Source organism: Ruegeria sp. YTSA226 (assembly GCF_059609905.1).
In genome coordinates, this window is sequence record NZ_JBXWMQ010000001.1 from 475,905 (window position 1) to 497,751 (window position 21,847).

Annotated in this window: 22 protein-coding genes; 9 read left to right on the forward strand and 13 right to left on the reverse strand. The window is 55.6% G+C overall.

Going from position 1 to position 21,847, the window contains the following annotated elements; all coding sequences use genetic code 11:
* Positions 1–79: 79 nt before the first annotated feature.
* The 11 genes from AC2FFF_RS02415 to AC2FFF_RS02465 all read right to left on the reverse strand — a co-directional run bounded on the left by AC2FFF_RS02415 (position 80) and on the right by AC2FFF_RS02465 (position 10,955).
* Complete coding sequence (locus tag AC2FFF_RS02415) at positions 80–1,309, reverse strand: acyl-CoA dehydrogenase (protein ID WP_281972097.1); 1,230 nt, start codon at positions 1,307–1,309, stop codon at positions 80–82.
* A gap of 121 nt (positions 1,310–1,430) precedes the next feature.
* Positions 1,431–2,120, reverse strand: a complete 690-nt coding sequence (gene phoB, locus AC2FFF_RS02420) for a phosphate regulon transcriptional regulator PhoB (RefSeq protein WP_142633798.1) — start codon at positions 2,118–2,120, stop codon at positions 1,431–1,433.
* Positions 2,121–2,131: 11 nt separating this feature from the next.
* Positions 2,132–2,833: a phosphate signaling complex protein PhoU gene (gene phoU / locus AC2FFF_RS02425; protein ID WP_271947126.1), complete on the reverse strand. Its 702-nt coding sequence runs from the start codon at positions 2,831–2,833 to the stop codon at positions 2,132–2,134.
* A 16-nt stretch (positions 2,834–2,849) separates the two neighbouring features.
* Complete coding sequence (gene pstB, locus AC2FFF_RS02430) at positions 2,850–3,647, reverse strand: phosphate ABC transporter ATP-binding protein PstB (RefSeq protein ID WP_142633794.1); 798 nt, start codon at positions 3,645–3,647, stop codon at positions 2,850–2,852.
* 12 nt (positions 3,648–3,659) lie between these two features.
* Positions 3,660–5,021, reverse strand: coding sequence for a phosphate ABC transporter permease PstA (pstA, locus tag AC2FFF_RS02435; protein WP_281972096.1), 1,362 nt, complete (start codon positions 5,019–5,021; stop codon positions 3,660–3,662).
* On the reverse strand, positions 5,018–6,490 hold the full coding sequence (gene pstC, locus AC2FFF_RS02440; protein ID WP_496882823.1) for a phosphate ABC transporter permease subunit PstC: 1,473 nt from the start codon (positions 6,488–6,490) through the stop codon (positions 5,018–5,020). Before pstC ends, pstA begins: the two co-directional genes overlap by 4 nt.
* A gap of 78 nt (positions 6,491–6,568) precedes the next feature.
* Complete coding sequence (locus tag AC2FFF_RS02445) at positions 6,569–7,609, reverse strand: substrate-binding domain-containing protein (RefSeq protein ID WP_142633790.1); 1,041 nt, start codon at positions 7,607–7,609, stop codon at positions 6,569–6,571.
* A gap of 195 nt (positions 7,610–7,804) precedes the next feature.
* Positions 7,805–8,851 (reverse strand): sensor histidine kinase, encoded by a 1,047-nt coding sequence (locus tag AC2FFF_RS02450; RefSeq protein ID WP_281972094.1) that lies wholly within the window; start codon positions 8,849–8,851, stop codon positions 7,805–7,807.
* Between the two features lie 34 nt (positions 8,852–8,885).
* On the reverse strand, positions 8,886–9,410 hold the full coding sequence (locus AC2FFF_RS02455; protein WP_281994609.1) for a gamma carbonic anhydrase family protein: 525 nt from the start codon (positions 9,408–9,410) through the stop codon (positions 8,886–8,888).
* Positions 9,407–10,048 (reverse strand): guanylate kinase, encoded by a 642-nt coding sequence (gene gmk / locus AC2FFF_RS02460; protein WP_142633784.1) that lies wholly within the window; start codon positions 10,046–10,048, stop codon positions 9,407–9,409. Before gmk ends, AC2FFF_RS02455 begins: the two co-directional genes overlap by 4 nt.
* A 16-nt stretch (positions 10,049–10,064) precedes the next feature.
* Positions 10,065–10,955: a YicC/YloC family endoribonuclease gene (locus tag AC2FFF_RS02465; RefSeq protein WP_496750478.1), complete on the reverse strand. Its 891-nt coding sequence runs from the start codon at positions 10,953–10,955 to the stop codon at positions 10,065–10,067.
* A gap of 243 nt (positions 10,956–11,198) precedes the next feature.
* Here AC2FFF_RS02465 and AC2FFF_RS02470 point away from each other — a divergent pair, with 243 nt between their 5' ends.
* Positions 11,199–11,873 (forward strand): PAS domain-containing protein, encoded by a 675-nt coding sequence (locus tag AC2FFF_RS02470; RefSeq protein ID WP_281972090.1) that lies wholly within the window; start codon positions 11,199–11,201, stop codon positions 11,871–11,873.
* Positions 11,874–11,946: 73 nt separating this feature from the next.
* Here the strand turns inward: AC2FFF_RS02470 and AC2FFF_RS02475 are convergent, their stop codons facing one another.
* Complete coding sequence (locus AC2FFF_RS02475; RefSeq protein WP_142633778.1) at positions 11,947–13,317, reverse strand: class II 3-deoxy-7-phosphoheptulonate synthase; 1,371 nt, start codon at positions 13,315–13,317, stop codon at positions 11,947–11,949.
* Between the two features lie 169 nt (positions 13,318–13,486).
* Between AC2FFF_RS02475 and AC2FFF_RS02480 the strand changes: the two genes are divergently transcribed.
* Positions 13,487–14,491 (forward strand): GlxA family transcriptional regulator, encoded by a 1,005-nt coding sequence (locus AC2FFF_RS02480; RefSeq protein ID WP_281972089.1) that lies wholly within the window; start codon positions 13,487–13,489, stop codon positions 14,489–14,491.
* On the opposite strand, the gene AC2FFF_RS02485 is transcribed toward AC2FFF_RS02480, so the two are convergent.
* Positions 14,488–15,585, reverse strand: coding sequence for a PQQ-dependent sugar dehydrogenase (locus AC2FFF_RS02485; RefSeq protein WP_281972088.1), 1,098 nt, complete (start codon positions 15,583–15,585; stop codon positions 14,488–14,490). The two genes, AC2FFF_RS02480 and AC2FFF_RS02485, sit on opposite strands and share 4 nt — an antisense overlap.
* A 153-nt stretch (positions 15,586–15,738) precedes the next feature.
* Here AC2FFF_RS02485 and AC2FFF_RS02490 point away from each other — a divergent pair, with 153 nt between their 5' ends.
* The 7 genes from AC2FFF_RS02490 (at position 15,739) to AC2FFF_RS02520 (ending at position 21,842) form a co-directional block, all read left to right on the forward strand.
* Positions 15,739–16,920 carry an ABC transporter substrate-binding protein gene (locus tag AC2FFF_RS02490; protein WP_142633772.1) on the forward strand — a complete coding sequence of 394 codons (1,182 nt, stop codon included), beginning with the start codon at positions 15,739–15,741 and terminating at the stop codon, positions 16,918–16,920.
* A gap of 130 nt (positions 16,921–17,050) precedes the next feature.
* Positions 17,051–17,839, forward strand: coding sequence for an ABC transporter ATP-binding protein (locus AC2FFF_RS02495; RefSeq protein WP_271947144.1), 789 nt, complete (start codon positions 17,051–17,053; stop codon positions 17,837–17,839).
* On the forward strand, positions 17,836–18,666 hold the full coding sequence (locus AC2FFF_RS02500; RefSeq protein WP_496882824.1) for an ABC transporter ATP-binding protein: 831 nt from the start codon (positions 17,836–17,838) through the stop codon (positions 18,664–18,666). Before AC2FFF_RS02495 ends, AC2FFF_RS02500 begins: the two co-directional genes overlap by 4 nt.
* A gap of 2 nt (positions 18,667–18,668) precedes the next feature.
* On the forward strand, positions 18,669–19,094 hold the full coding sequence (locus tag AC2FFF_RS02505; protein ID WP_142633767.1) for a hypothetical protein: 426 nt from the start codon (positions 18,669–18,671) through the stop codon (positions 19,092–19,094).
* Positions 19,094–20,104 carry a branched-chain amino acid ABC transporter permease gene (locus AC2FFF_RS02510; protein WP_142633765.1) on the forward strand — a complete coding sequence of 337 codons (1,011 nt, stop codon included), beginning with the start codon at positions 19,094–19,096 and terminating at the stop codon, positions 20,102–20,104. The genes AC2FFF_RS02505 and AC2FFF_RS02510 overlap by 1 nt, the downstream gene beginning before the upstream one ends.
* Positions 20,101–21,414, forward strand: a complete 1,314-nt coding sequence (locus AC2FFF_RS02515) for a branched-chain amino acid ABC transporter permease (protein WP_281972087.1) — start codon at positions 20,101–20,103, stop codon at positions 21,412–21,414. Before AC2FFF_RS02510 ends, AC2FFF_RS02515 begins: the two co-directional genes overlap by 4 nt.
* A gap of 176 nt (positions 21,415–21,590) precedes the next feature.
* Positions 21,591–21,842 carry a hypothetical protein gene (locus AC2FFF_RS02520; protein ID WP_142633761.1) on the forward strand — a complete coding sequence of 84 codons (252 nt, stop codon included), beginning with the start codon at positions 21,591–21,593 and terminating at the stop codon, positions 21,840–21,842.
* Positions 21,843–21,847 lie beyond the last annotated feature (5 nt).

Consider the following 21,847-nt stretch of genomic DNA (forward strand, 5'->3'; position numbering starts at 1 on the left):
GTATTGTGAGGATTTGAAAAGTTTCCCAAGCGCATTGGCATAATTTTAACATAATACCAATTACACGAATTATAGAAATTTAGTAAAACGCCTGCAATCCCGTCTGTGCACGCCCCAGGATCAACGCGTGAACATCATGCGTCCCCTCGTACGTGTTGACCGTTTCTAGGTTCACCATATGTCGGATGACCTGAAACTCTAGCGAAATGCCGTTGCCGCCGTGCATGTCACGCGCATGACGTGAAATATCCAGGGCTTTGCCGCAATTGTTGCGCTTAATGATCGATATCATCTCGGGCGCGGCTTCGGCCTTGTCCATCAGTCGCCCGACACGCAGGCTTGCCTGAAGACCCAGAGCAATTTCTGTCTGCATATCCGCCAATTTGCGCTGGAAAAGCTGCGTCTGCGCCAATGGCTTGTCAAATTGTTTCCGGTCCAACCCATATTGGCGTGCCGCATGCCAACAGCTTTCGGCAGCGCCCATAACACCCCAGCTGATTCCGTAGCGTGCGCGGTTCAGACATCCAAACGGGCCTTTCAGGCCCTGAACATGAGGCAGCAAAGCATCCTCGGTGACTTCGACACCCTCCAGCACAATTTCACCGGTGATCGAGGCGCGTAGGCTCAGCTTGTTCTGGATTTTCGGCGCGCTCAGACCTTTGAGGCCTTTTTCAAGGACAAAGCCACGGATCTTTCCGTCATGTGCATCAGATTTGGCCCAAACGACAAACACATCCGCAATCGGGGCGTTCGATATCCACATCTTGCTGCCAGATAGACGATATCCACCGTCGATCTTTTCCGCACGCGTTTTCATACCTGCCGGATCAGAGCCCGCATCAGGTTCGGTCAGACCAAAACATCCGATCCATTCGCCGCTGGCCAGTTTCGGAAGGTATTTCCGGCGCTGCTCCTCGCTGCCATAGGCATAGATCGGATACATCACCAACGAGCTTTGTACAGACATCATCGAGCGATAGCCCGAATCCACGCGTTCCACTTCTCGGGCGACAAGGCCGTATGAGACATATCCGCCCCCTAGCCCGCCGTATTCTTCCGGGATCGTAGTGCCCAGCAGACCCATTTCACCCATTTCACGAAAAATCTCGGGGTCAGTTTCTTCGTTCTGAAATGCTTCTGTCACCCGCGGCTGAAGCTTTTCCTGTGCATAGGCTTGCGCACTGGCCGCAATCATACGTTCGTCTTCGTCTAGCTGGTCTGACAGGCGGAACGGATCATCCCAGGCGAATTGGCCCATGTCAGGCGCATCTTTGGCGCGTAATGTCGGCTTGGTGTCAGGGGCATTCATGGTGCGTCTCCGCTTTGTCAGCTTCGCGGCAAACTAACCCGTCGGCCCGTCAAAAAACAGTAAGAGTTTCGCATCCACCCTTGAGTAAAACTCATAGCTTGCAGCCGCCTGCCCCACGCGTTCAACCCAGCGCGTATCCCGCACCGCGAACAGTGCGAACCGGATCATCTCCACCATACTGCGTTAGTGCTTTGCGTAAGCGGCCGATATGAACGTCGACCGTTCGTGTATCGACATAAATATCCCGCCCCCAGACGCGATCCAATAGCTGTTCTCGGCTCCAGACGCGGCCCGGCTTTTCCATGAATGTGCTCAGCAAGCGAAATTCGGTTGGGCCAAGCTTTAGTGGTTTGCTGTCGCGGCTGACCTTATGAGTTTCAGAATCCAAAACGATGTCTGCGAATTCCAGCCTAATTCCTACAGTCGCAGGCCGGACACGCCGCAACTGGGTGCGTACCCGGGCCATAAGCTCGACAATCGAATAGGGTTTGACCACATAGTCATCAGCCCCGGTTTCCAGACCTCGCACTTTGTCGATTTCTTCCGACCGGGCCGACAGCATGATAATTGGGATCGACCGCGTGTCGGAGCGGGTTTTCAGCCGGCGGCAAACCTCGATCCCGCTGAGATTGGGCATCATCCAGTCCAGTACGATTATGTCCGGACTGTCTTCATCGACCAGCAACATGGCCTCTTCACCATTGGCTGCTTTGGATACGCGAAAACCTTCTGCCTCGAGATTATAGGCCAGGACTTCGCGCTGAGCCGGCTCATCCTCGACAACCAGAACGGTCGGTTGATCAGCGGACATTCTCAAATCTCCTAGACGGATTGCGATGTAAAATCGGCTTTGGGACGCGCTTCTGTCGGGCGCTCTCCGGTCACCAGATAAACGACCTGCTCGGCAATCGCCGTCACATGATCGCCCATACGTTCTATATTCTTGGCGATGAAATGTAGGTGCATACAGGATGAGATGTTGCGTGGGTCTTCTGCCATGAAAGTCAGGAATTCTCGGAACAGACCATTATACATCTGGTCGACTTCCTCATCACGTTCGATGACATCCGCCGCCAGCTCAGCGTCGCGCTGGACATAGGCGTCCAAAGCGTCCCTGAGCATCCGCTCGACCTCACGTGCCATACGTCGCAAGGCGGCGGCACTGCCATTGATCTCACTGGTATTGACCAGGACCGTCGTGCGTTTGGCTATGTTCTTTGAATAGTCGCCGATACGTTCCAGGTTGGCGGAAACCTTCAATACCGATAGGACCAGACGAAGATCGCTTGCTGTTGGCGCACGCAGCGCGATCAAACGCGCCGTTTCTTCGTTGATCAGCTCTTCCAACGCATCAATGGCCTTGTCGCCCTGACGCACCTCTTGCGCGAGTTCGACATCGCGCGACTCAAGCGACCGTGCCGCGCTCATGATTGCGGCTTCGACGAGGCCGCCCATTTTCATGATATGCGCCTGAATGGCTTCCAGATCCCGGTCGAAGGCGGATGCGATATGTTGTTCTGTCATCTCTGAATACCTATGTTCAGCCGATACGGCCGGTGATGTAGCTTTCGGTGCGGGGATCTTCGGGGTTGGTGAAAATCTGTCCGGTTTCACCAAACTCGACAAGGTTGCCCAAATGGAAAAACGCGGTCTTCTGGCTGACGCGAGCGGCCTGCTGCATCGAGTGGGTAACGATCACCACCGAGTATCGCGACCGCAATTCGTCGATCAGTTCCTCGACCTGCGCAGTCGCAATCGGATCAAGGGCCGAGCACGGCTCGTCCATCAGCAGAACCTCAGGTTCCGTAGCCACCGCACGGGCGATGCACAGGCGCTGTTGCTGACCGCCGGACAGGCCGGTTCCGGGGGCATCCAGACGGTCTTTGACCTCATCCCAGATGGCGCCGCGGCGCAGTGATTTCTCGACAATCTCGTCCAGTTCAGCCTTGTTTCTGGCCAGTCCGTGGATACGCGGGCCGTAGGCCACATTGTCATAGATTGACTTGGGAAATGGGTTCGGTTTCTGAAACACCATACCGACCTTGGCACGCAGCTGAACCGGGTCGACGCGTTTGTCATAGATATCTTCGCCATCCAGCAGGATATCGCCCTCGACACGGCAGATGTCGATCGTGTCGTTCATCCGGTTCAGGCAGCGCAGGAAGGTGGATTTTCCGCAACCCGAGGGGCCGATAAAGGCGGTGACGGTCTTGTCTTCGATCCTGACGTCGACGTCTTTGATGGCGTGATTTTCACCATAATAAACCTGAACCTTGTTCGCGGCGATCTTGATGTCTTTGGCGTCCACGGTTCTCTCCACTCGTGTCATATCGTTCATAATTGACCCCATTTACCAGCGGCGTTCAAAGCGACGGCGCAGGATGACTGCGATTGCATTCATTGTTACCAGGAAAAGCAGCAGGATAATGATGCCCCCCCATGCGCGTTCGTAAAAGGCCGGGTCGGCGCGCTTGGACCATTCGTAAATCTGTGCTGGCATGGCCGAGTTCGGAGACAGAAAACCGTCCACTATTCCATCCGGCGGGTTCGAGGCGATAAAGCCCACCATCCCGATCAGCAGCAACGGCGCAGTTTCACCAAGCGCCTGCGCCAGGCCAATAATAGTACCCGTCAGGATGCCAGGTGCGGCCAGTGGCAACACATGATGAAACACTGCCTGCATTTTCGAGGCCCCTACCCCCAACGCGGCGTCTCGGATCGACGGCGGCACCGCCTTGAGTGAAGCTCGGGTCGAAATGATGATCGTTGGCAGCGTCATCAGCGTAAGCACCAGACCACCCACCAGCGGGGCCGAGGTCGGCAGATGCATATAGTTGATGAATACGGCCAGGCCCAGAATACCGAACACAATCGAAGGAACAGCCGCGAGGTTCGAGATATTCACCTCGATAATATCGGTAAACCGGTTCTGCGGCGCGAATTCTTCCAAATAGATCGAGGCCGCGACCCCGATCGGTAGGGCCAGCGCCAACACGACCAGCATCATGAACAGAGAACCCAGCATGGATACTCCGATCCCGGCAGCCTCGGGCCGCTGATCGGAGGCGTCCGCCCCGAAGATAAAGTCAGGGTTGAACGCCTTGTACAGCACACCAGCAGCACGCAACTGATCCACAAAGTCCAGCTGTGCGACAGAGATGCTTTTGTCATTTGCGATTGAATTACGTGTCACACGCCCTTTCAGATACCCATCAACACGGCTGTTCACCAGAAAACGGAAGCTGACCGACTTTCCGATCTCATCCGGGTTCGAAATGACGTAGTTGCGCAGGTCCGCCTGTGCGGATTTGGACAGGATTTGCCCCATCTCTTTGGGCGACAGATCGGACTGGATGCCCAGTTTCTGCACCTCAACCTCCAGCGCAGAGGCGATCAAAGGCGCGTATCCAAAGGTCGAGACTTTACTGATATCCGCGATGTCGCGGTTGCCCTTTTTGTCGAGCTTGTCTGCCTTCAGCTCTACCGTCAGCTCTAGGAAGCTTTGCTGAAAAGCGCCCGTACCAGCGGTGACGATATTAGTCACCAACACAATCAACATCACAAGACCGATACCAATGGCCGCGATACCGTACAATTTGAACCGGGTTTCGGCCGCATTGCGACGCTTGGTTTGTGTGTCCTGATTGAACAGCGAAGCCCCTTTGTGTTTAGCGGCAGGTGCTGCGTCTTGTTTTTGGGACATGTCAGTCATTCATACTGCTCCCGGTATTTGCGCACGATATAGAGGGCGAAGATGTTCAGCCCCAGCGTGATGATGAACAGGGTCAGACCCAGGGCAAAAGCCACAAGAGTCTCCGGGCTTGCGAAATCAGTATCCCCGGTCAGCTGGCTGACGATCCTAGTGGTGATTGTGGTCATGGCTTCGAACGGGTTTCCCGAGAATTTGGCAATCGCACCTGCGGCCATCACGACAATCATGGTCTCACCGATTGCGCGGCTGGCGGCCAACAAGATTGCCCCTACGATCCCGGGCAAAGCTGCCGGCAGGACGACTTGCCTGACAGTTTCGGAATGCGTTGCGCCTAAGCCTAGCGATCCGTCTCGCATTGACTGGGGCACCGCGTTGATGATGTCGTCAGATAGTGACGACACGAATGGGATGAGCATGATGCCCATGACCAGACCCGCCGTGAGTACAGCGTTCGAACTGGCCATCCAACCAACGCCCAAAGCCCCCCCCTGCCCGAACACAGATACCAGTGCCGGACCGACCGTCAGCAGCGCGAAAAGACCGTAAACGATGGTTGGGATACCGGCGAGGATTTCCAGCAAAGGCTTGGCCACAGACCTTGCCACGCTCGAGGCATATTCGGAAAGATAGATCGCAGCGTACAGCCCAATCGGAACCGCAACCAGCAACGCGATCAGAGAAATATACAATGTCCCCCACAGCAGTGGGAGGATCGACAGTTCACTTCCGCCCCGGAAGTTCGGGGCCCAGGTGCTGCCAAAGAAAAAGTCTTTCCACGAATGAAGTTCGAAGAAATTCATCGTTTCAAAAAACATGGACAGGACGATGCCGACTGTGGTCAGAACTGCGATCGAAGCGGCCAGCAGCAGCAGCGCCAGAATGCCTTGTTCGACAACATTTCGGGCGCGAAATTCTTTATGAGTGCGGATATAGGCAAATGAGGCCCCGATCAGCGTCACAACCAAAACCGCGATCTGCATCGCAATGGTTCCGCTTGCGCTCATCAAGCGATATTTCTGCGCCGCCAGCAGAATGGGTGCGGTTACCTCTTGCGTAATGATCTGGCTAGCCTCTTTCAGTCGCGCGGTCACATCGGCAAAATCCTCATGCGCGCTGCGGGCAAAGTCTTCGGTCATGGTGCCTGCGGCAACCGCGCCGTCCAGGCCGTTGGCGACCCGGCGCACTTCGCTCATCAGCAAGCCGCGGGTCGACCCCTCGGGGATTGCCGAGTCCGGCAGCAACCCAGAGGCAGAATTGCTAACGATCAAGGGCTGCACCAGCAACCAGGTGACCAACAAAACGAACCCCGGTATCAGAGCCGTCAGTGCGACGTTATAGCCGTAATAGGATGGAAGAGAGTGCAGATTGCGCAGGTTTCCGTCCGCGCTGGCCATCGCGCGGGACCGGCCCGCAAAATAGCCAAGAACAGCAATCGCCAGCAAAATGAGCAGCAGCCAGGTTAGTGCCATGAGAACTCCGTCAAGCGGCAGGAGTGGATTTAAGAAAACCGGGGCGTAGACACCGCCCCGGTTCAGTCGTGTGAAAGCTTAGGAACCGCCGCCCAAAGTGGTTTCGCTGGCTACGATTTCCTGAACCTTGACCAGCTCTGGGTCTGATACGAGACCGTATGCAGCCAGAGGGCCATCGGGGCCTGCAACCTCATCAGCGACGAAGAACTCTGCATATTCTTTCAGCCCGGGGATAACGCCGATATGCGCTTTTTTCACATAGAAAAACAGCGGGCGCGATACCGGGTATTCGCCAGTTGCGATGGATTCGGTCGAAGGCACGATGCCTGCCATGGTCGCAACCTGCAGTTTGTCGGTGTTGTTTTCGTAGAACGCCAGACCAAAGACGCCGATGCCGTCTTTGTTGCTGTCGATACGCGCCAGGGTCTCGGTATAGTCACCGTCGATGTCGACCGAAACGCCATCCGTACGCAGAGCGATACAGGCTTTTTCAGCGGCTTTCTTGTCGTCGCCATTTGCGGCTTTGTAGACATCAAAGTCACCCAGATGCTCACAACCGGCCAGGATCACCTTGTCTTCGAACACTTCACGCGTGCCGTGCTTGGTGCCGGGGATGAAGGCTGCAATCGGCTGCGCCGGGAATGCTGGGTTCACGTCGGCCCAGGTCTTGTTGGGATTGTCGACCAGCTGGCCATCAACCACGATCTGAGCGGACAGAGCTTTGTACCAATCTTCCGGCGTGAACTCGAACGAGTTGCCGTTGATGTCGGATGCGAAAACGATGCCGTCATAGCCGATCTGAACTTCGATGATGTCGGTGACGCCGTTTTCGGCACAGGCTTTGATCTCTTTTTCACGGATCTGGCGCGAAGCGTTCGCTACGTCGATGGTGTTTTCGCCAACACCTTCACAGAACCGCTTGAGGCCGGCCGAAGATCCGCCCGATTCAACAACCGGGGTCTGGAAGTCAAAGTTTTCGCCAAAGGCTTCTGCAACGATCGAAGCATAGGGCAGAACGGTGGAAGAACCAGCAACCTGAACTTGATCACGCGCGGTGGCCGCAGTGGCCGAAACAGCAGCGATAGCCAGAACCGAAGCCGACAGTTTTACAAAGGACATTTCAGTCTCCTTGAGAAATATGTTTCTGGATCATCCTCATGATGATCTTGGCCGAACCTCTAAAAGTCGTGCGTAAGTCTTTTGTGACAAGTGTGTAACGGTTTCATGACATGTTTGGATTTTCAGCCGATACGCCACAGAACATATGCTGTGAAAGAAACAAAACAGATCCGACAACTGGCTTGTTCCAAGCGATCAGCGCGGCAAAATCACTGTAAAAACAGTGCCTTTTCCAAGATCGCTTTCCACCCGCAATCTGCCGCGATGGCGGTTTAGAATATGTTTTACAATCGCCAGGCCCAACCCGGTTCCACCCAGTTGCCGTGACCTATGACTGTCCGCGCGATAGAATCGTTCGGTCAAACGCGATACATGCTTCGGGTCGATTCCAGGTCCCCTATCCACGATCTGAACGCGAACACCGGGACCACGCATAGCAGTATCGTGATCCGAAGATTTGACGCGAACTTCTACCCGACCACCGCTGCCGCCGTATTTAATTCCGTTCTCGATCAGGTTGGTAAATACTTGGAGCAACTGGTCGCTGTCGCCAACTAGCATTATTTTGTCTTCGGGCGCATCCAGGCTCAGCACTACATCCGCGTCATCTGCCAATGGGCGCAGAGAATTGAGGGTCGATTTAAGAAGTGCCGTCAGCTCAAGTTGTTCTTTCGGGCGAACCCGCTCTTCGCTTTCGACGCGGTTCAAAGACAGAAGATCGCCGACAAGCCGGTTCATGCGATTTGCCTCGTCGTTCATGATCTGAAGAAAACGATCCCGGGCGGCCTCGTCATCTCGGGCCGGACCGCGCAAGGTTTCAATAAAGCCCATTAATGCCGTCAGCGGGGTCCGCAATTCATGGCTGACATTCGCGACGAAATCACGTCGCATCTGATTTGCTTGCTCAACATGCGTAACGTCCTGAAATACAGCAAGCAACGCACCGCCGGATACTGCACCGACCCCATTCATATACCGGCACTGAACTTCGAATGTTGTATCCTGGGCACCGTCATTGGACAGGTGCCGAGTGTTGGACGTTCCCTTCGTGCGCAGGCTTTGTTCAATCGCTTCGATAACCTGCGGCTGTCTGAGGAAGGTCGCGAAATGCCGCTGCAGGATATTCTGGCCCAACAACGTCTTTGCTTCGGTATTGACCGCAATAATCCGTTCCGTCTGGTCAACCATCAGCGCGGGCATCGGGATGGCGGTTACAATTTCTTCAAGTTGGTCGTTGGTCATAAAGGGGCAGTTCTCTTAGCAACGCAGTTGGACGCTAGGATAGCTCTCGCATTGTATCGCGAAAATGACGCATGTTTTCTTGATAATGCAAGGCGCTGAAGGTCAGCTTCTGGGCCGTCGCAGCGTCGATCTCCCGCACCACTTTACCCGGTGAGCCCATGACCAGAGAGTTATCCGGTATCTCTTTTCCTTCGGTCACCAAAGCCCCTGCCCCGATCAGACAGTTTTTGCCGATCTTGGCACCGTTCAACACGATGGCCCCCATTCCGATCAGGGTATTATCCCCGATCGTACAGCCATGCAGCATGACCTTATGCCCAATCGTGCAGTTCTTCCCGATGCTCAGAGGATACCCCGCATCAATATGCATCACGCAGTTTTCCTGAACATTGCTGCCCTCACCAACCCGGATTTCTTCGTGATCAGCGCGGATCGTGCAGCCGAACCAGACCGAGGCCCCCTGCTCGAGCACGACTTTGCCGATCAGATTGGCGTCTGGGGCGACCCAGGTGTCCTCGTGGATTTCCGGTACATCAGAGCCAAGGGCATAGATGGTCATGACTGATCCTCGAATTCGTTTTGCAGCGTACGGACATGATCCTGAAGCTTGGGTTGCTGGATACGCCGCATTCGCTCGGCACTGACGATGGTTTTCAGCTTTTCTTCGGTCTCGTCCAGATCGTCATTGACCAGCACATAGTCGTAATATCCCCAATGACTGATCTCATCCCAGCTTTTAAGCATCCGCTTGGAAATAACCTCTTCACTGTCCTGACCGCGGCTTTCCAGTCGGCGGCGCAATTCGGGGATCGACGGTGGCAGGATGAAAATCGACAGGGCGTGTTTGCCCAGATCCGAGTTCCTAATCTGCACCTCGCCCTGCCAGTCGACATCGAACAGAACGTCCTTGCCGTCATTGATGGACTCGCGGACTGGCCCAGCCGGAGAGCCGTAGAAATTGCCAAACACATGGGCATGTTCCAGCATCTGTCCCTCGGACACCTGCTGTCGAAAGGTATCTTCGGTCAGGAAATAATACTCACGCCCATGTTCTTCCCCAGGCCGGGGCGCGCGTGTTGTGGCCGAAACCGAGAACTCCAGATCTGTGTCCCATTGCATCAGACGCTTGGCCAACGTGGATTTCCCTGCGCCCGAAGGCGAGGACAGAATGATTAATAGGCCGCGTCGATCCGCCATCAGGGCGCTCCTGTCATTATTCTACGTTCTGCACTTGCTCGCGCATCTGATCTATTACCGCCTTCAACTCAAGCCCAACCGATGTCAAATCGGCGCTTTGTGCCTTGGAACACAGCGTATTGGCCTCGCGGTTGAACTCTTGCATCAGAAAATCAAGCTTGCGCCCCACGGCGGCATCCTGTGCAAGCAAATCGCGTGCGGCAGTGACATGGGCTTTCAGCCTGTCAATTTCTTCCGTTATATCCGACTTGACTGCGATCAGAGCCAGCTCCTGTGCAACCCGGTCCGGATCCGCGCCTTGCGCATTATCCATCACGCGCTGCAGGTTTTCTTGTAAGTTTTCAGCGATTTTATCCCGGCGCTCTTCAGCGAGCTTGGCGGCTTGCTCCGTAAGGCTTGAAACCTGCGATAGCTGCGCCTCAAGCACATCGGCCAGGGCCCGGCCCTCGGATTCACGCATCTTAATGAAATCGCTCAGCAAATCGTCTAACGCGCCGGTTAGATGTTTGACCAAGGGGGCCGGATCATCCGCATCCCCACCGGTTTCCAACATGCCTTTGACAGCAATAAGCTCGGCCGCCGTCGACGGGGCCAGCGCTAGTCCCCGTTCTTCTGCCATCGTCTGCGTTCGCGCCAGAGCATCCAGAGCAGCGGCCATCGCAACTGGATTCAGCACAAGATCGGCTGTCGTTTCCTCGCGGCTCAGCTTGAGCGAAAGCGTCACATTCCCCCGGCCCAGGCTTTTCGAAATCCGCGAACGAAGCGCGGCTTCGAGCCCGGTGAGCCATTCAGGCACCCGCAGACGCATATCCAGCCCTTTGCCGTTTACGCTGCGCAACTCCCAGGTCCAGCTATGTGGACCATGTGTTCCCTTGCCCGAGGCAAATCCGGTCATGGATCTGATCATGCCTATCTTCTCCGCTTTGCCCGCCCAGTGTTCTTGTCCGCACCTAATGCCATCCTCGTGTGCAGGGCAAGAGTTTGCTGAGAATGACAGCGTCGGACAGAGGTTAACCATTCATTAAAGAATTACTCCAAAATTGACTCAACCCGTGCCAATCTCGTCTAGGCAAGTACCGACAAGGCGCAAAAGTTCCCGGTATCTTGCATTTTATGAAAATGACGGTCGATTGCAGTTAGGGTGATGAAAATGAAGATCTTTTTCGGTAACGGTTCCGGGACTAAATTTGGAAAGATCGTCGCAATGGATCGTTTTGACAGTGGGCGCAGTCTATCGCCCATACGACAGGCCGAAGCGTACTGGACAGCCTTGCTGTCCGGCGATGGTGTTCCTATGCGATCTCAGATCGACCCGCGCGGGCTTGAGAATATCCTGCCTAACACCTTCATCCTTGAACGCATTGCACCCGGTCTGGCCCGGTTTCGTCTGGCCGGCAGTCACTTGAACACACTGGCGGGTATGGAGGTTCGGGGAATGCCTCTGACCGCTTTTTTCGAACCCAGCGCGCGAACTCAGGTTAACGAAATCCTTGAACAGGTTTTTGCCGGTCCTGCCATTGCTGAACTTGAATTGGCCTCGACCGGTGGGTTTGGGCGCACGGATCTTCAGGCGCGAATGATCCTTTTACCACTGAAAAGCGAATTGGGCGATGTCAGCCGTGTTCTGGGCGTCATGGTCAGTGTCGGGGCGATTGGGGCAACCCCCCGGCGCTTTGATTTAAGCCATCATAAACTGCGTGCTGTGTCAGAAATACAGGCGCCTCAACAACCGGTTCAGCCTGTTGTCGAAGGATTTGCCGAAGAACAACAAGAGTTCAAACGTCCCGGATCTCACCTTCGATTGGTCGTATCACGGGATAAGTAACGAGAAACGCGTATTAAATGTAAAGAAGGCGGGCCTATTAGACCCGCCTTTTTAAAACCGTCTGACCAAGTGGTTAGGAGGCTGCGCGTTTGCCGCGGTTCCGGCGCAGATCTGTCAGTTCTTCCGCAACAAGGAAGGCCAGCTCCAACGACTGCGACGCGTTCAAACGTGGATCGCAGGCAGTGTGGTAACGGTCTGACAGATCTTCTTCTGTTACAGCGCGTACACCTCCAGTGCATTCGGTCACGTCTAGCCCGGTCATCTCAAAATGCACACCGCCGGGGATCGTGCCCTCGGCCTGATGCACACCAAAGAAGTCGCGAACTTCGCGCAGCACGGAATCAAAGGGCCGGGTCTTATAGCCGGTGGCCGATTTGATCGTATTGCCGTGCATAGGGTCACAGACCCAGGTCACCTTGGCGCCCTCTTCCTTGACGGCTTTGACCAGACGCGGCAGATGCTCTCCCGCCTTGCCTGCACCAAACCGCGCGATCAAGGTCAGACGCCCTTCTTCGTTTTCCGGGTTCAGTTTGGCCATCAGAACTTTGAGGTCTTCGGCAGATGTCGTCGGACCGCATTTCAGACCGATCGGGTTCAGAACGCCGGAACAGAATTCAACATGCGCGCCATCAGGCTGACGGGTGCGGTCGCCAATCCAAATCATGTGGCCGGACCCGGCCAACCAGTTGCCCGATGTAGAATCAAGACGGGTTAGCGCCTCTTCGTATTCAAGCAGCAGACCTTCGTGGCTGGTATAGAATTCAACCGACGAGAATTCATGCGTTGTGTCCGCGGTGATGCCCGCAGCCCCCATGAAATCAATCGAATCCTGAATTCGGTCAGCAATTTCAGAGTATTTCTGAACATCCTGGCCATCGGCAAAGCCGAGTGTCCACGAATGCACATGGCTCATATCGGCGAAACCACCGGTCGAAAAGGCGCGCAACAAGTTCAATGTTGCCGCTGCCTGCGTATAGGCTTGCAACATCTTGGACGGATTCGGAATCCGCGCCTCGGGCGTGAAATCCAGCTCGTTGATAATATCGCCGCGATAGCTGGGCAGCTCAATGCCATCCACCACCTCTGTCGGTGCGCTGCGCGGTTTGGCGAACTGTCCAGCCATACGGCCCACTTTGACCACCGGCACCTTTGCGCCATAGGTCAGAACCATGGCCATCTGCAGCATCACCTTAAAGGTGTCGCGGATCGCATCCGCGCTGAATTGTTCAAAGCTTTCAGCACAGTCGCCGCCCTGCAGCAGGAAAGCCTCACCCCGCCCCGCAGCACCAAGATGTTGCTTGAGCCGACGTGCCTCACCTGCAAACACCAGCGGCGGATACTGCGAAAGCTGAGCCTCGACTTTTGCCAGCGCGGCTGCGTCGGTATAGTCTGGCATCTGAACCCGGGGCTTGTTGCGCCAGTTCGTTTTTTGCCATTCGGTCATAGCTTTGATCTCCGCTGAAGTATTCAAGTCGCCTCTATACAAAAACGTTTGGTGAGAGGCCATATACGATTTGGACCTCTTGACGTCGCAAACAAGCTTTGATCATGGTGGCGGTCAAATCTGTCGCCGGACGTAGGGTCAAACGGCGCCGAATCAAGGACACCTCGCCATGCAAGAGCAACGCCAAGTTGTCACGGTGGAAACCACTGCGGCCAGCCCTCGTCATTTCGTGTTTGTCCTGTTGGACAAATTCTCGCTGCTGTGTTTTGCCTCTGCGCTGGATAGCCTGCGCATCGCAAACCGAATGGCCGACAAAGAGCTTTACAGTTGGAGTCTGTCTGGAGAAGGCGGCGAGACAATCAGATGTTCCGCAGGAACCGAGTTCAAACTGGACGCAGATCTAGCCGAGCTGCAGCGTGATGACGTCGTGCTGATCTGCGGCGGTGTCGATGTTCAAGCCGCTACCACCAAGAAAATTCTGAACTGGGTCCGCCGCGAAGCACGCCGGGGATTGCGCATTGGTGGGCTGTGTACGGCAGCCTATACCTTGGCCAAGGCCGGTTTACTGGATGGCAAGCGTGCGACAATTCACTGGGAAAACTCAGACAGTTTCACCGAAGAATTTGATGAGGTCGATCTGACCAAATCCGTATTCCAGATTGACGGAAACCGGATGACAACAGCCGGTGGTACTTCCTCTATCGACCTGATGCTGAAAATCATCGCCGAGGATTTTGGCGAGGACCTTGCCAACGCAGTGGCCGATCAGCTGATCTATTCCTCGATCCGCACCGATCAGGACACCCAGCGTCTGTCGACCCCGACACGGATTGGGGTCCGCCATCCCAAACTGAGCCAGGTCATCCTGATGATGGAGAAGAACATCGAAGAGCCGATCTCGCCTTCGCTTCTGGCCAAAGAGGTCGGCATGTCCACGCGGCAGCTAGAGCGTCTGTTTCGCCGTTACCTCAGCCGGTCACCTAAACGGTATTATATGGAGCTGCGCCTGCATAAAGCCCGGAACCTGCTGATGCAGACCGACATGAGCGTTATCAACGTGGCGCTGGCATGCGGGTTTGCCTCGCCGAGCCATTTCTCGAAATGCTACCGGGCGCATTACAACACCACGCCCTATCGTGAGCGCGGTGCGCAAAGCGGGCGCTTGTCTGTTTAATCGCTGGGGGTCATGCGAAAGACAGCGCCCTGCCCGACGGAAACAAACCAGATTGATCCATCTGGTGCCTCGACAATGTCGCGGACGCGTTCCGTCTGAGGGCCCTTGATCTGCTCGACCTCAGTCAAAGGGATGCCTTCAAGCCGAGCGATATAGTCGAATTTGAGCGACCCGACGAATAGATCACCGTTCCATTCGGGCCAAAGCTTGCCTGAATAAATCAAAAGGCCGGATGGGGCGATGGAAGGGTCCCAGTAGAATTCAGGTTGCTCCATCCCCGGTTTCGCCGTCCCCTCGCCGATTGCCTGGCCGGAATAGTGCTTGCCATAGGAAATCACCGGCCAGCCATAGTTCCGCCCCGGCCGGATTAGGTTCACTTCATCTCCGCCCTTGGCTCCATGTTCCGATACCCATAGATGCCCCCGTGCATCCAGCCCTGCGCCTTGGGGATTCCGGTGGCCATAAGACCATATCTCAGGCTGAATTCCCTGTTGTCCGACAAATGGATTATCAGCCGGCACCGAGCCGTCCCGATTCACACGGATCACCGAGCCGTTGTGACTCGATTGATCCTGTGCGGTCGGGCGATCACCACGATCGCCGATAGTGACAAGTAATGTCCCGTCCTTTGCCTCGACAATACGAGAGCCAAAATGACGCCCAGAATCCCCACCATTTTCCGCTTCGAAAATCGTGCGCAGATCGGTCAGCTCTGATCCGTCTTCGGACAGGCGCGCAATCGCAAGTGCAGTGCCTGCCCCCTTTGGTTGAGGCTTGGAATAGGTCAGGAAAACCTCACGGCTTTGCGAAAAATCCCTGGCAACGGTTACGTCCAGCAAACCGCCCTGCCCCTTTGCAACCACATTGGGAGTGCCTTTGACGCGAACTATGTTTCCCTCCGACACGAACAGAAGATCACCGTCGCGCTCAGTTACCAGAAAGGACATGTCAGGCAGGATGCCGACTGCCCAGGGCGTATCGAGCCCCTTCACCATCGCCGTCACACGCGCCGATCCGGAGTTGGTAGTTAGCGATTCTGCCCCTGCCAACCCTGAAACAACAGAAAATATGAAGATCAAAGCTAGTCTAAACATCTCGTTCTCCTTACCGAAAACACCGCGCCGGGCACATCTGAACAACTAGAACTGTGCGCCACAAAAACACGTTTGCGTTAGGACTTTTCTTTTTCGAACAGCTTGCCTAGGGTCGTGCCCAGAACGAATACGTTCACAACTGGGAGTAACCATATGAAAAAGCTGCTTACAGCAACTGCAGCAACCGCCCTTCTTTCGGGCGCAGCTATGGCCGAAGACGTCACATTGGGTGTTCTGTTCGGCTTTACCGGACCGATTGAATCGCTGGCACCCGCTATGGGTTCAGGCGCCGAGATGGCGATGGCCGAAGTCACCGAATCCGGCAAACTGCTGGATGGCTCGACCGTCACCGCATCGCGCGCTGATACCGGCTGTATCGACAACGGCCTGTCCACCTCGAACGGTGAACGCATGATTGCCGACGGCGTTGCCGGCATCATTGGCGGTGACTGCTCTGGCGTGACCGGAGCGATCCTGCAGAATGTCGCGATCCCGAACGGGATGGTCATGATCTCGCCCTCGGCGACCTCGCCCGGCCTGTCGACCATGGAGGATAACGGCCTGTTCTTCCGCACCGCCCCTTCGGATGCGCGTGAAGGTCAAGTGATGGCAGATATCCTGAATGATCGCGGTATCACTTCAATCGCACTGACCTACACCAACAACGACTATGGCAAGGGTCTGGCAGACGCGATCCAGTCCTCGTTCGAGGCATCGGGCGGCGAAGTCACAATCGTGGCAGCGCATGAAGATGGCAAAGCGGACTACTCGGCCGAAGTTGGCGCGCTGGCCTCGGCCGGTGGCGACATTCTGGTTGTAGCCGGGTATCTCGATCAGGGCGGACTGGGCATCATTCAGTCAGCGCTGGACAGCGGTGCATTCGACACGTTCGGCTTGCCGGGCGGCATGATCGGTGACTCGCTGCCCGCAAATGTCGGTCCCGACCTGAACGGCTCGTTCGGTCAGATCGCCGGTTCAGGTGGTGAAGGTGCTGAAAAGTACTTTGCCATGGCCGAAGCCGCCGGTTTTGACGGATCGTCGCCCTATTCGCCTGAAAGCTATGACGCCGCAGCGCTGTTCATGCTGGCGATGCAGGCCGCTGGTTCGACCAACCCGGCCGACTACGGCAGCAAGATCCTAGATGTTGCCAACGCTCCAGGAGAGAAGATCTATCCGGGTGAGCTGGCCAAAGGTCTGGAACTGTTGGCCGCAGGTCAGGACATCGACTATGTCGGCGCGTCCGGCGTTGAGCTGATCGGCCCCGGCGAAAGCGCAGGTTCGTATCGCGAGATCGAAGTCACCGACGGCGAAAACAAGACCGTCAACTTCCGTTGATTTTGGCCTAAGAAGACTTGAAAATAAGCAGCCCGGACCTTGTGTCCGGGCTGCTTCAGTGAAAAAAGACCGCACCTCTTCAATGAGGGTGTGAAAACAAGAACGCCGAAAACGGCGGCTAGGGGAAAAGATGATCGTCGTCGAGGACGTGCATAAGCATTTCGGCGGGTTTCATGCGGTGGATGGGGCATCGCTGGAAATCCAGAAGGGTTCGATCACCGGCCTGATTGGGCCGAACGGGGCCGGAAAGACAACTCTGTTCAACGTGATCGCGGGTGTGCTCCCGCCCACCTCTGGGCGCGTGTTCATGGATGGCGAGGACATAACCGGCTTGCCACCGCATGATCTATTTCACAAAGGTCTGCTGCGCACTTTTCAGATCGCGCATGAGTTCTCCTCGATGAGTTGCCGAGAGAACCTGATGATGGTGCCCGGCGCGCAATCCGGGGAATCGCTTTGGAACACCTGGTTCGGCCGCAAACGCATCGCTAATGAAGAGCGCGCGTTAAAGGCTAAGGCTGATGAGGTGTTGGAGTTTCTGACCATCGAACATCTGGCCGATCACAAGGCCGGTCAGGTCTCGGGCGGGCAGAAAAAGCTGCTGGAACTTGGCCGTACCATGATGGTCGACGCCAAGATCGTGTTTCTGGACGAGGTCGGCGCGGGTGTGAACCGCACTCTGCTGATGACCATCGCCGACACGATTCTGCGACTGAACAAGGAACGCGGCTATACTTTCGTAGTTATCGAGCACGACATGGATTTCATCGGCAAAATCTGCGACCCGGTCATTTGTATGGCCGAGGGCAAGGTTCTGGCCCAGGGCACTCTGGACGAGATCAAAGCCAATGAGCATGTGATCGAAGCCTATCTGGGCACCGGCCTGAAGAACAAAGACAAGCTGGAGGCCGGGGCATGAGCGATAATCCTTATCAGGATGACCACGGCAACAAGGATGCCTCGATCACCAATACACACGGCATGGGCACAATGACGCCCGCACATCGCAAAAGCGGAAAGACGCACCGCGTCGAAGGTGGCCCATTCCTGATCGGCGACACCATGACCGGAGGCTACGGCAAGGGCCCGGATATCCTGCATGATTGCACGATTTCCGTCGACGCCGGTGAAATCGCTGTAATCGTTGGCCCCAACGGCGCCGGTAAATCCACTGCAATGAAGGCCGTGTTTGGGATGCTGGATGTCCGCGCGGGATCTGTGCGACTGGACGGAGAAGACATCACCAACCTGTCGCCCCAGGATCGGGTGATCAAGGGGATGGGCTTTGTTCCTCAGACCTCGAACATCTTTACGTCGATGACGGTGGAAGATAACCTTGAGATGGGTGCCTTTATCCGCCGTGATGATTTCTCGGACACGATGGAGCAGGTCTATGACCTCTTCCCCATCCTCCGCGACAAACGCAACCAGGCAGCCGGAGAGCTGTCAGGCGGTCAGCGCCAACAGGTTGCCGTGGGCCGCGCGCTGATGACCCAGCCCAAAGTGCTGATGTTGGACGAACCGACTGCTGGTGTCTCGCCCATCGTGATGGATGAGCTTTTCGATCGGATCATCGAGGTCTCGCGCACTGGGTTGCCGATCCTGATGGTTGAGCAGAACGCTCGTCAGGCGTTGGAGATCGCCGACAAGGGATATGTGCTGGTTCAGGGGCGGAATGCCTATACCGGCACGGGCAAGGAACTGCTGGCCGATCCAGAGGTTCGTAAGAGTTTCTTGGGGGGGTGAGGATGAATAGATTTAGCTGTCTCGCCGCCTTTTTCGTCTGTCTTTTTGTAACCGTCGCTTCTGCTGAGAGCGCGATACTTCAATCAAAACAAACTGAATCAGAAATTGTGCTTCTTTGTAGGTTTGAGAATCAACGAAATGTGATGCTTTCTGAAACAGAGCACCAATTAATCTGGCACGAAAATGGCTTAGAATACCCAACTAGTGACTGGTCGCATATTCGGGTCACGCATGATCCAATACTTTCGGTATTCGCCTATGGCCCAGACATTGGCAGCCCAAGGCTCGACGTGTTTCAAGGCGTTTTTAATGCGGACAAACCCAACTATGAACTTGGAACTGCAATCTTAAGTGAAACATTGGTTGGACGCGACAAACTACTGACAAGGTCAGTTGAAGGTTTTTGCGAAGCGGAGAATCAAAACTAATGGACTTCCTCAACGCCCTTGTGGCGCTCTCCAACTTCGTCCTTGTTCCCGCAATCGCCTATGGCAGCCAGTTGGCGCTGGGCGCGTTGGGGGTGACGTTAATCTATGGCATCCTGCGGTTCTCGAACTTTGCCCATGGCGACACGATGGCCTTTGGTGCGATGATCGCCGTGCTGGTCACATGGGGCCTGCAGGCCGCCGGGGTCAGTTTCGGGCCGCTGCCAACCGCTCTGCTGGCCCTGCCCTTTGCCATTCTCGGCTGTATCGTTCTGGTTCTGATCACGGATCGGATGGTTTACCGTTTCTACCGGGAACAAAAGGCCAAGCCGGTCATTCTTGTGATCGTCTCGATGGGTGTGATGTTCATCATGAACGGGCTGGTGCGGTTCATAATCGGGCCGGATGATCAAAGGTTCTCGGACGGTGAGCGGTTCATCGTTTCAGCGCGGGAATTCAAGGCGATGACCGGGTTGCGTGAGGGGTTGGCGATCAAGACCTCTCAGGGCATCACTGTGGTTGTGGCCGTAGTCGCCGTGGCACTTTTGTTCTGGTTTTTGAACAAAACCCGCACCGGCAAGTCGATGCGCGCTTATTCGGATAACGAGGATCTGGCGCTGCTGTCCGGCATCAACCCTGAACGTGTGGTGATGATCACTTGGATCCTTGTCGCGGCGCTGGCGACAACTGCGGGTGTGCTTTACGGGTTGGACAAGAGCTTTAAGCCCTTTGTCTATTTCCAGCTTCTGCTGCCGATCTTCGCTTCGGCCATCGTCGGCGGCCTCGGCAACCCGCTGGGCGCTATCGCGGGCGGGTTCATCATCGCGTTTTCCGAGGTGACGATCACCTATGCGTGGAAAAAGGTGCTGACCTATCTGGCACCGGAACATCTGGAGCCTTCGGGGTTGGTCCAATTCCTTTCCACCGATTACAAATTCGCGGTCAGCTTTGTTATCTTGCTTATCGTGCTTCTGTTTAAGCCCACAGGTCTGTTTAAGGGGAAAGCGGTATGACCGAGACTGTCAAAAATACGCTGCTTTTCGTGGTTGTTGGCGGCCTGATCCTGTTGACCGGATTCACGCAAAGCTGGAATTCGGCGATCCTGATCCTGAACATGGGGTTGATCTCGGCCATCATGGCGCTTGGGGTGAACTTGCAATGGGGCTTTGCGGGCCTGTTTAACGTTGGTGTTATGGGCTTTGTTGCGCTGGGCGGGCTGGCGGTTGTGCTTGTCTCAACCCCGCCGACACCCGGCGCGTGGTCATCCGGAGGATACGGGATCGTCCTTGCGTTGCTGTTGGGGGCTGCGACCGTCGTTGCGGCGGTTGTGGTGGCAACAAAAATACCGAGGGGCCGTGTACAGACGATTGCCATCGTCGCGATTCTGATCGCCGGGTTTTTCATTTACCGTGCGGTGTTTGACCCCAGCGTTGCTGGTGTCGAAGCCATTGACCCAGCCGTTGCGGGCAACCTTGGCGGGTTGAATCTGCCAGTTCTGTTGGCCTGGCCCGCGGGTGGCGTGCTAGCCGCCGGTGCCGCGTGGCTGATCGGCAAAACAGCCCTTGGCCTGCGCTCGGACTATCTGGCGATTGCGACGCTTGGGATTGCCGAAATCATCATCGCAATCATGAAAAACGAGGACTGGCTGGCCCGAGGTGTCAAGAATGTCTACGGCATCCCACGCCCTTCGCCCGTGGTCGGCTATGAGGTTGAGCTACAGCAGGATCCTTCCTTCATTGCCCGTGCCGATTGGTTTGGGCTGGACCCTGTCATCGCCTCGACCCTGTCGGTCAAGCTGGGCTATTCCCTGCTGTTCATGGTTGTTCTTCTGATCCTGCTGTGGATGGCCCAGATGGCGCTGCGCAGCCCCTGGGGCCGCATGATGCGCGCCATCCGTGACAACGAGGTTGCAGCCGAGGCGATGGGTAAAGATGTCACCCGCCGCCATTTGCAAATCTTCGTTCTGGGCTCTGCCATCTGCGGTATCGCGGGCGCAATGATGACAACGCTGGACGGGCAGTTGACGCCGGGTACCTACAACCCTCTGCGCTTTACATTTCTGGTCTGGGTCATGGTTATCGTGGGCGGATCGGGCAACAACTTTGGTGCGGTGCTGGGCGCGTTCCTCATCTGGTTCCTGTGGGTCCAGGTCGAACCGATTGGGTTGTGGCTTATGAACCTGATCACGTCCGGAATGCCCGATGGCAGTGCGCTCAAGACGCATCTGATCGACAGCGCGGCCCATATGCGACTGTTCACGATGGGGTTGATTCTGCTGATTGTTCTTAGATTCAGCCCAAGAGGGTTGATCCCCGAGAAATAGGGCCACAGAACCTCCAATATATGGAACCGCGTCAAGAAATTGGTGCGGTTTCTTGCTTTTGAGTGAGGAACTTACTAGAGCAACTCATCGGCCTGACAAGTTTCACAGTCGTGTTCACCAAATATTTGCCTTTGTGCAGACTACTACCATTTGCCCGCAGGGAATAGAAAACACCGATGAAAACCACTCTTACAAAGACACTCATTCTATTGCCGGTTCTTGCCTCTTTGACCGCATGTATTCCGTCACCAAAAGATCTGGAAACCACTCCGGTCAAAGTCCAGACCCCCAAGGGCGTGGTAACATGCCAGCTCTACCGGCAGAACCGCGTGGACTGGGACCGGGCAATCGACTTTCCGGCAACAAAAATGTCCGTCCCCGAGGCTGATGCATATTGCAGACAAGAAGGCCAACGCCGCCTGAAGTGACCGTT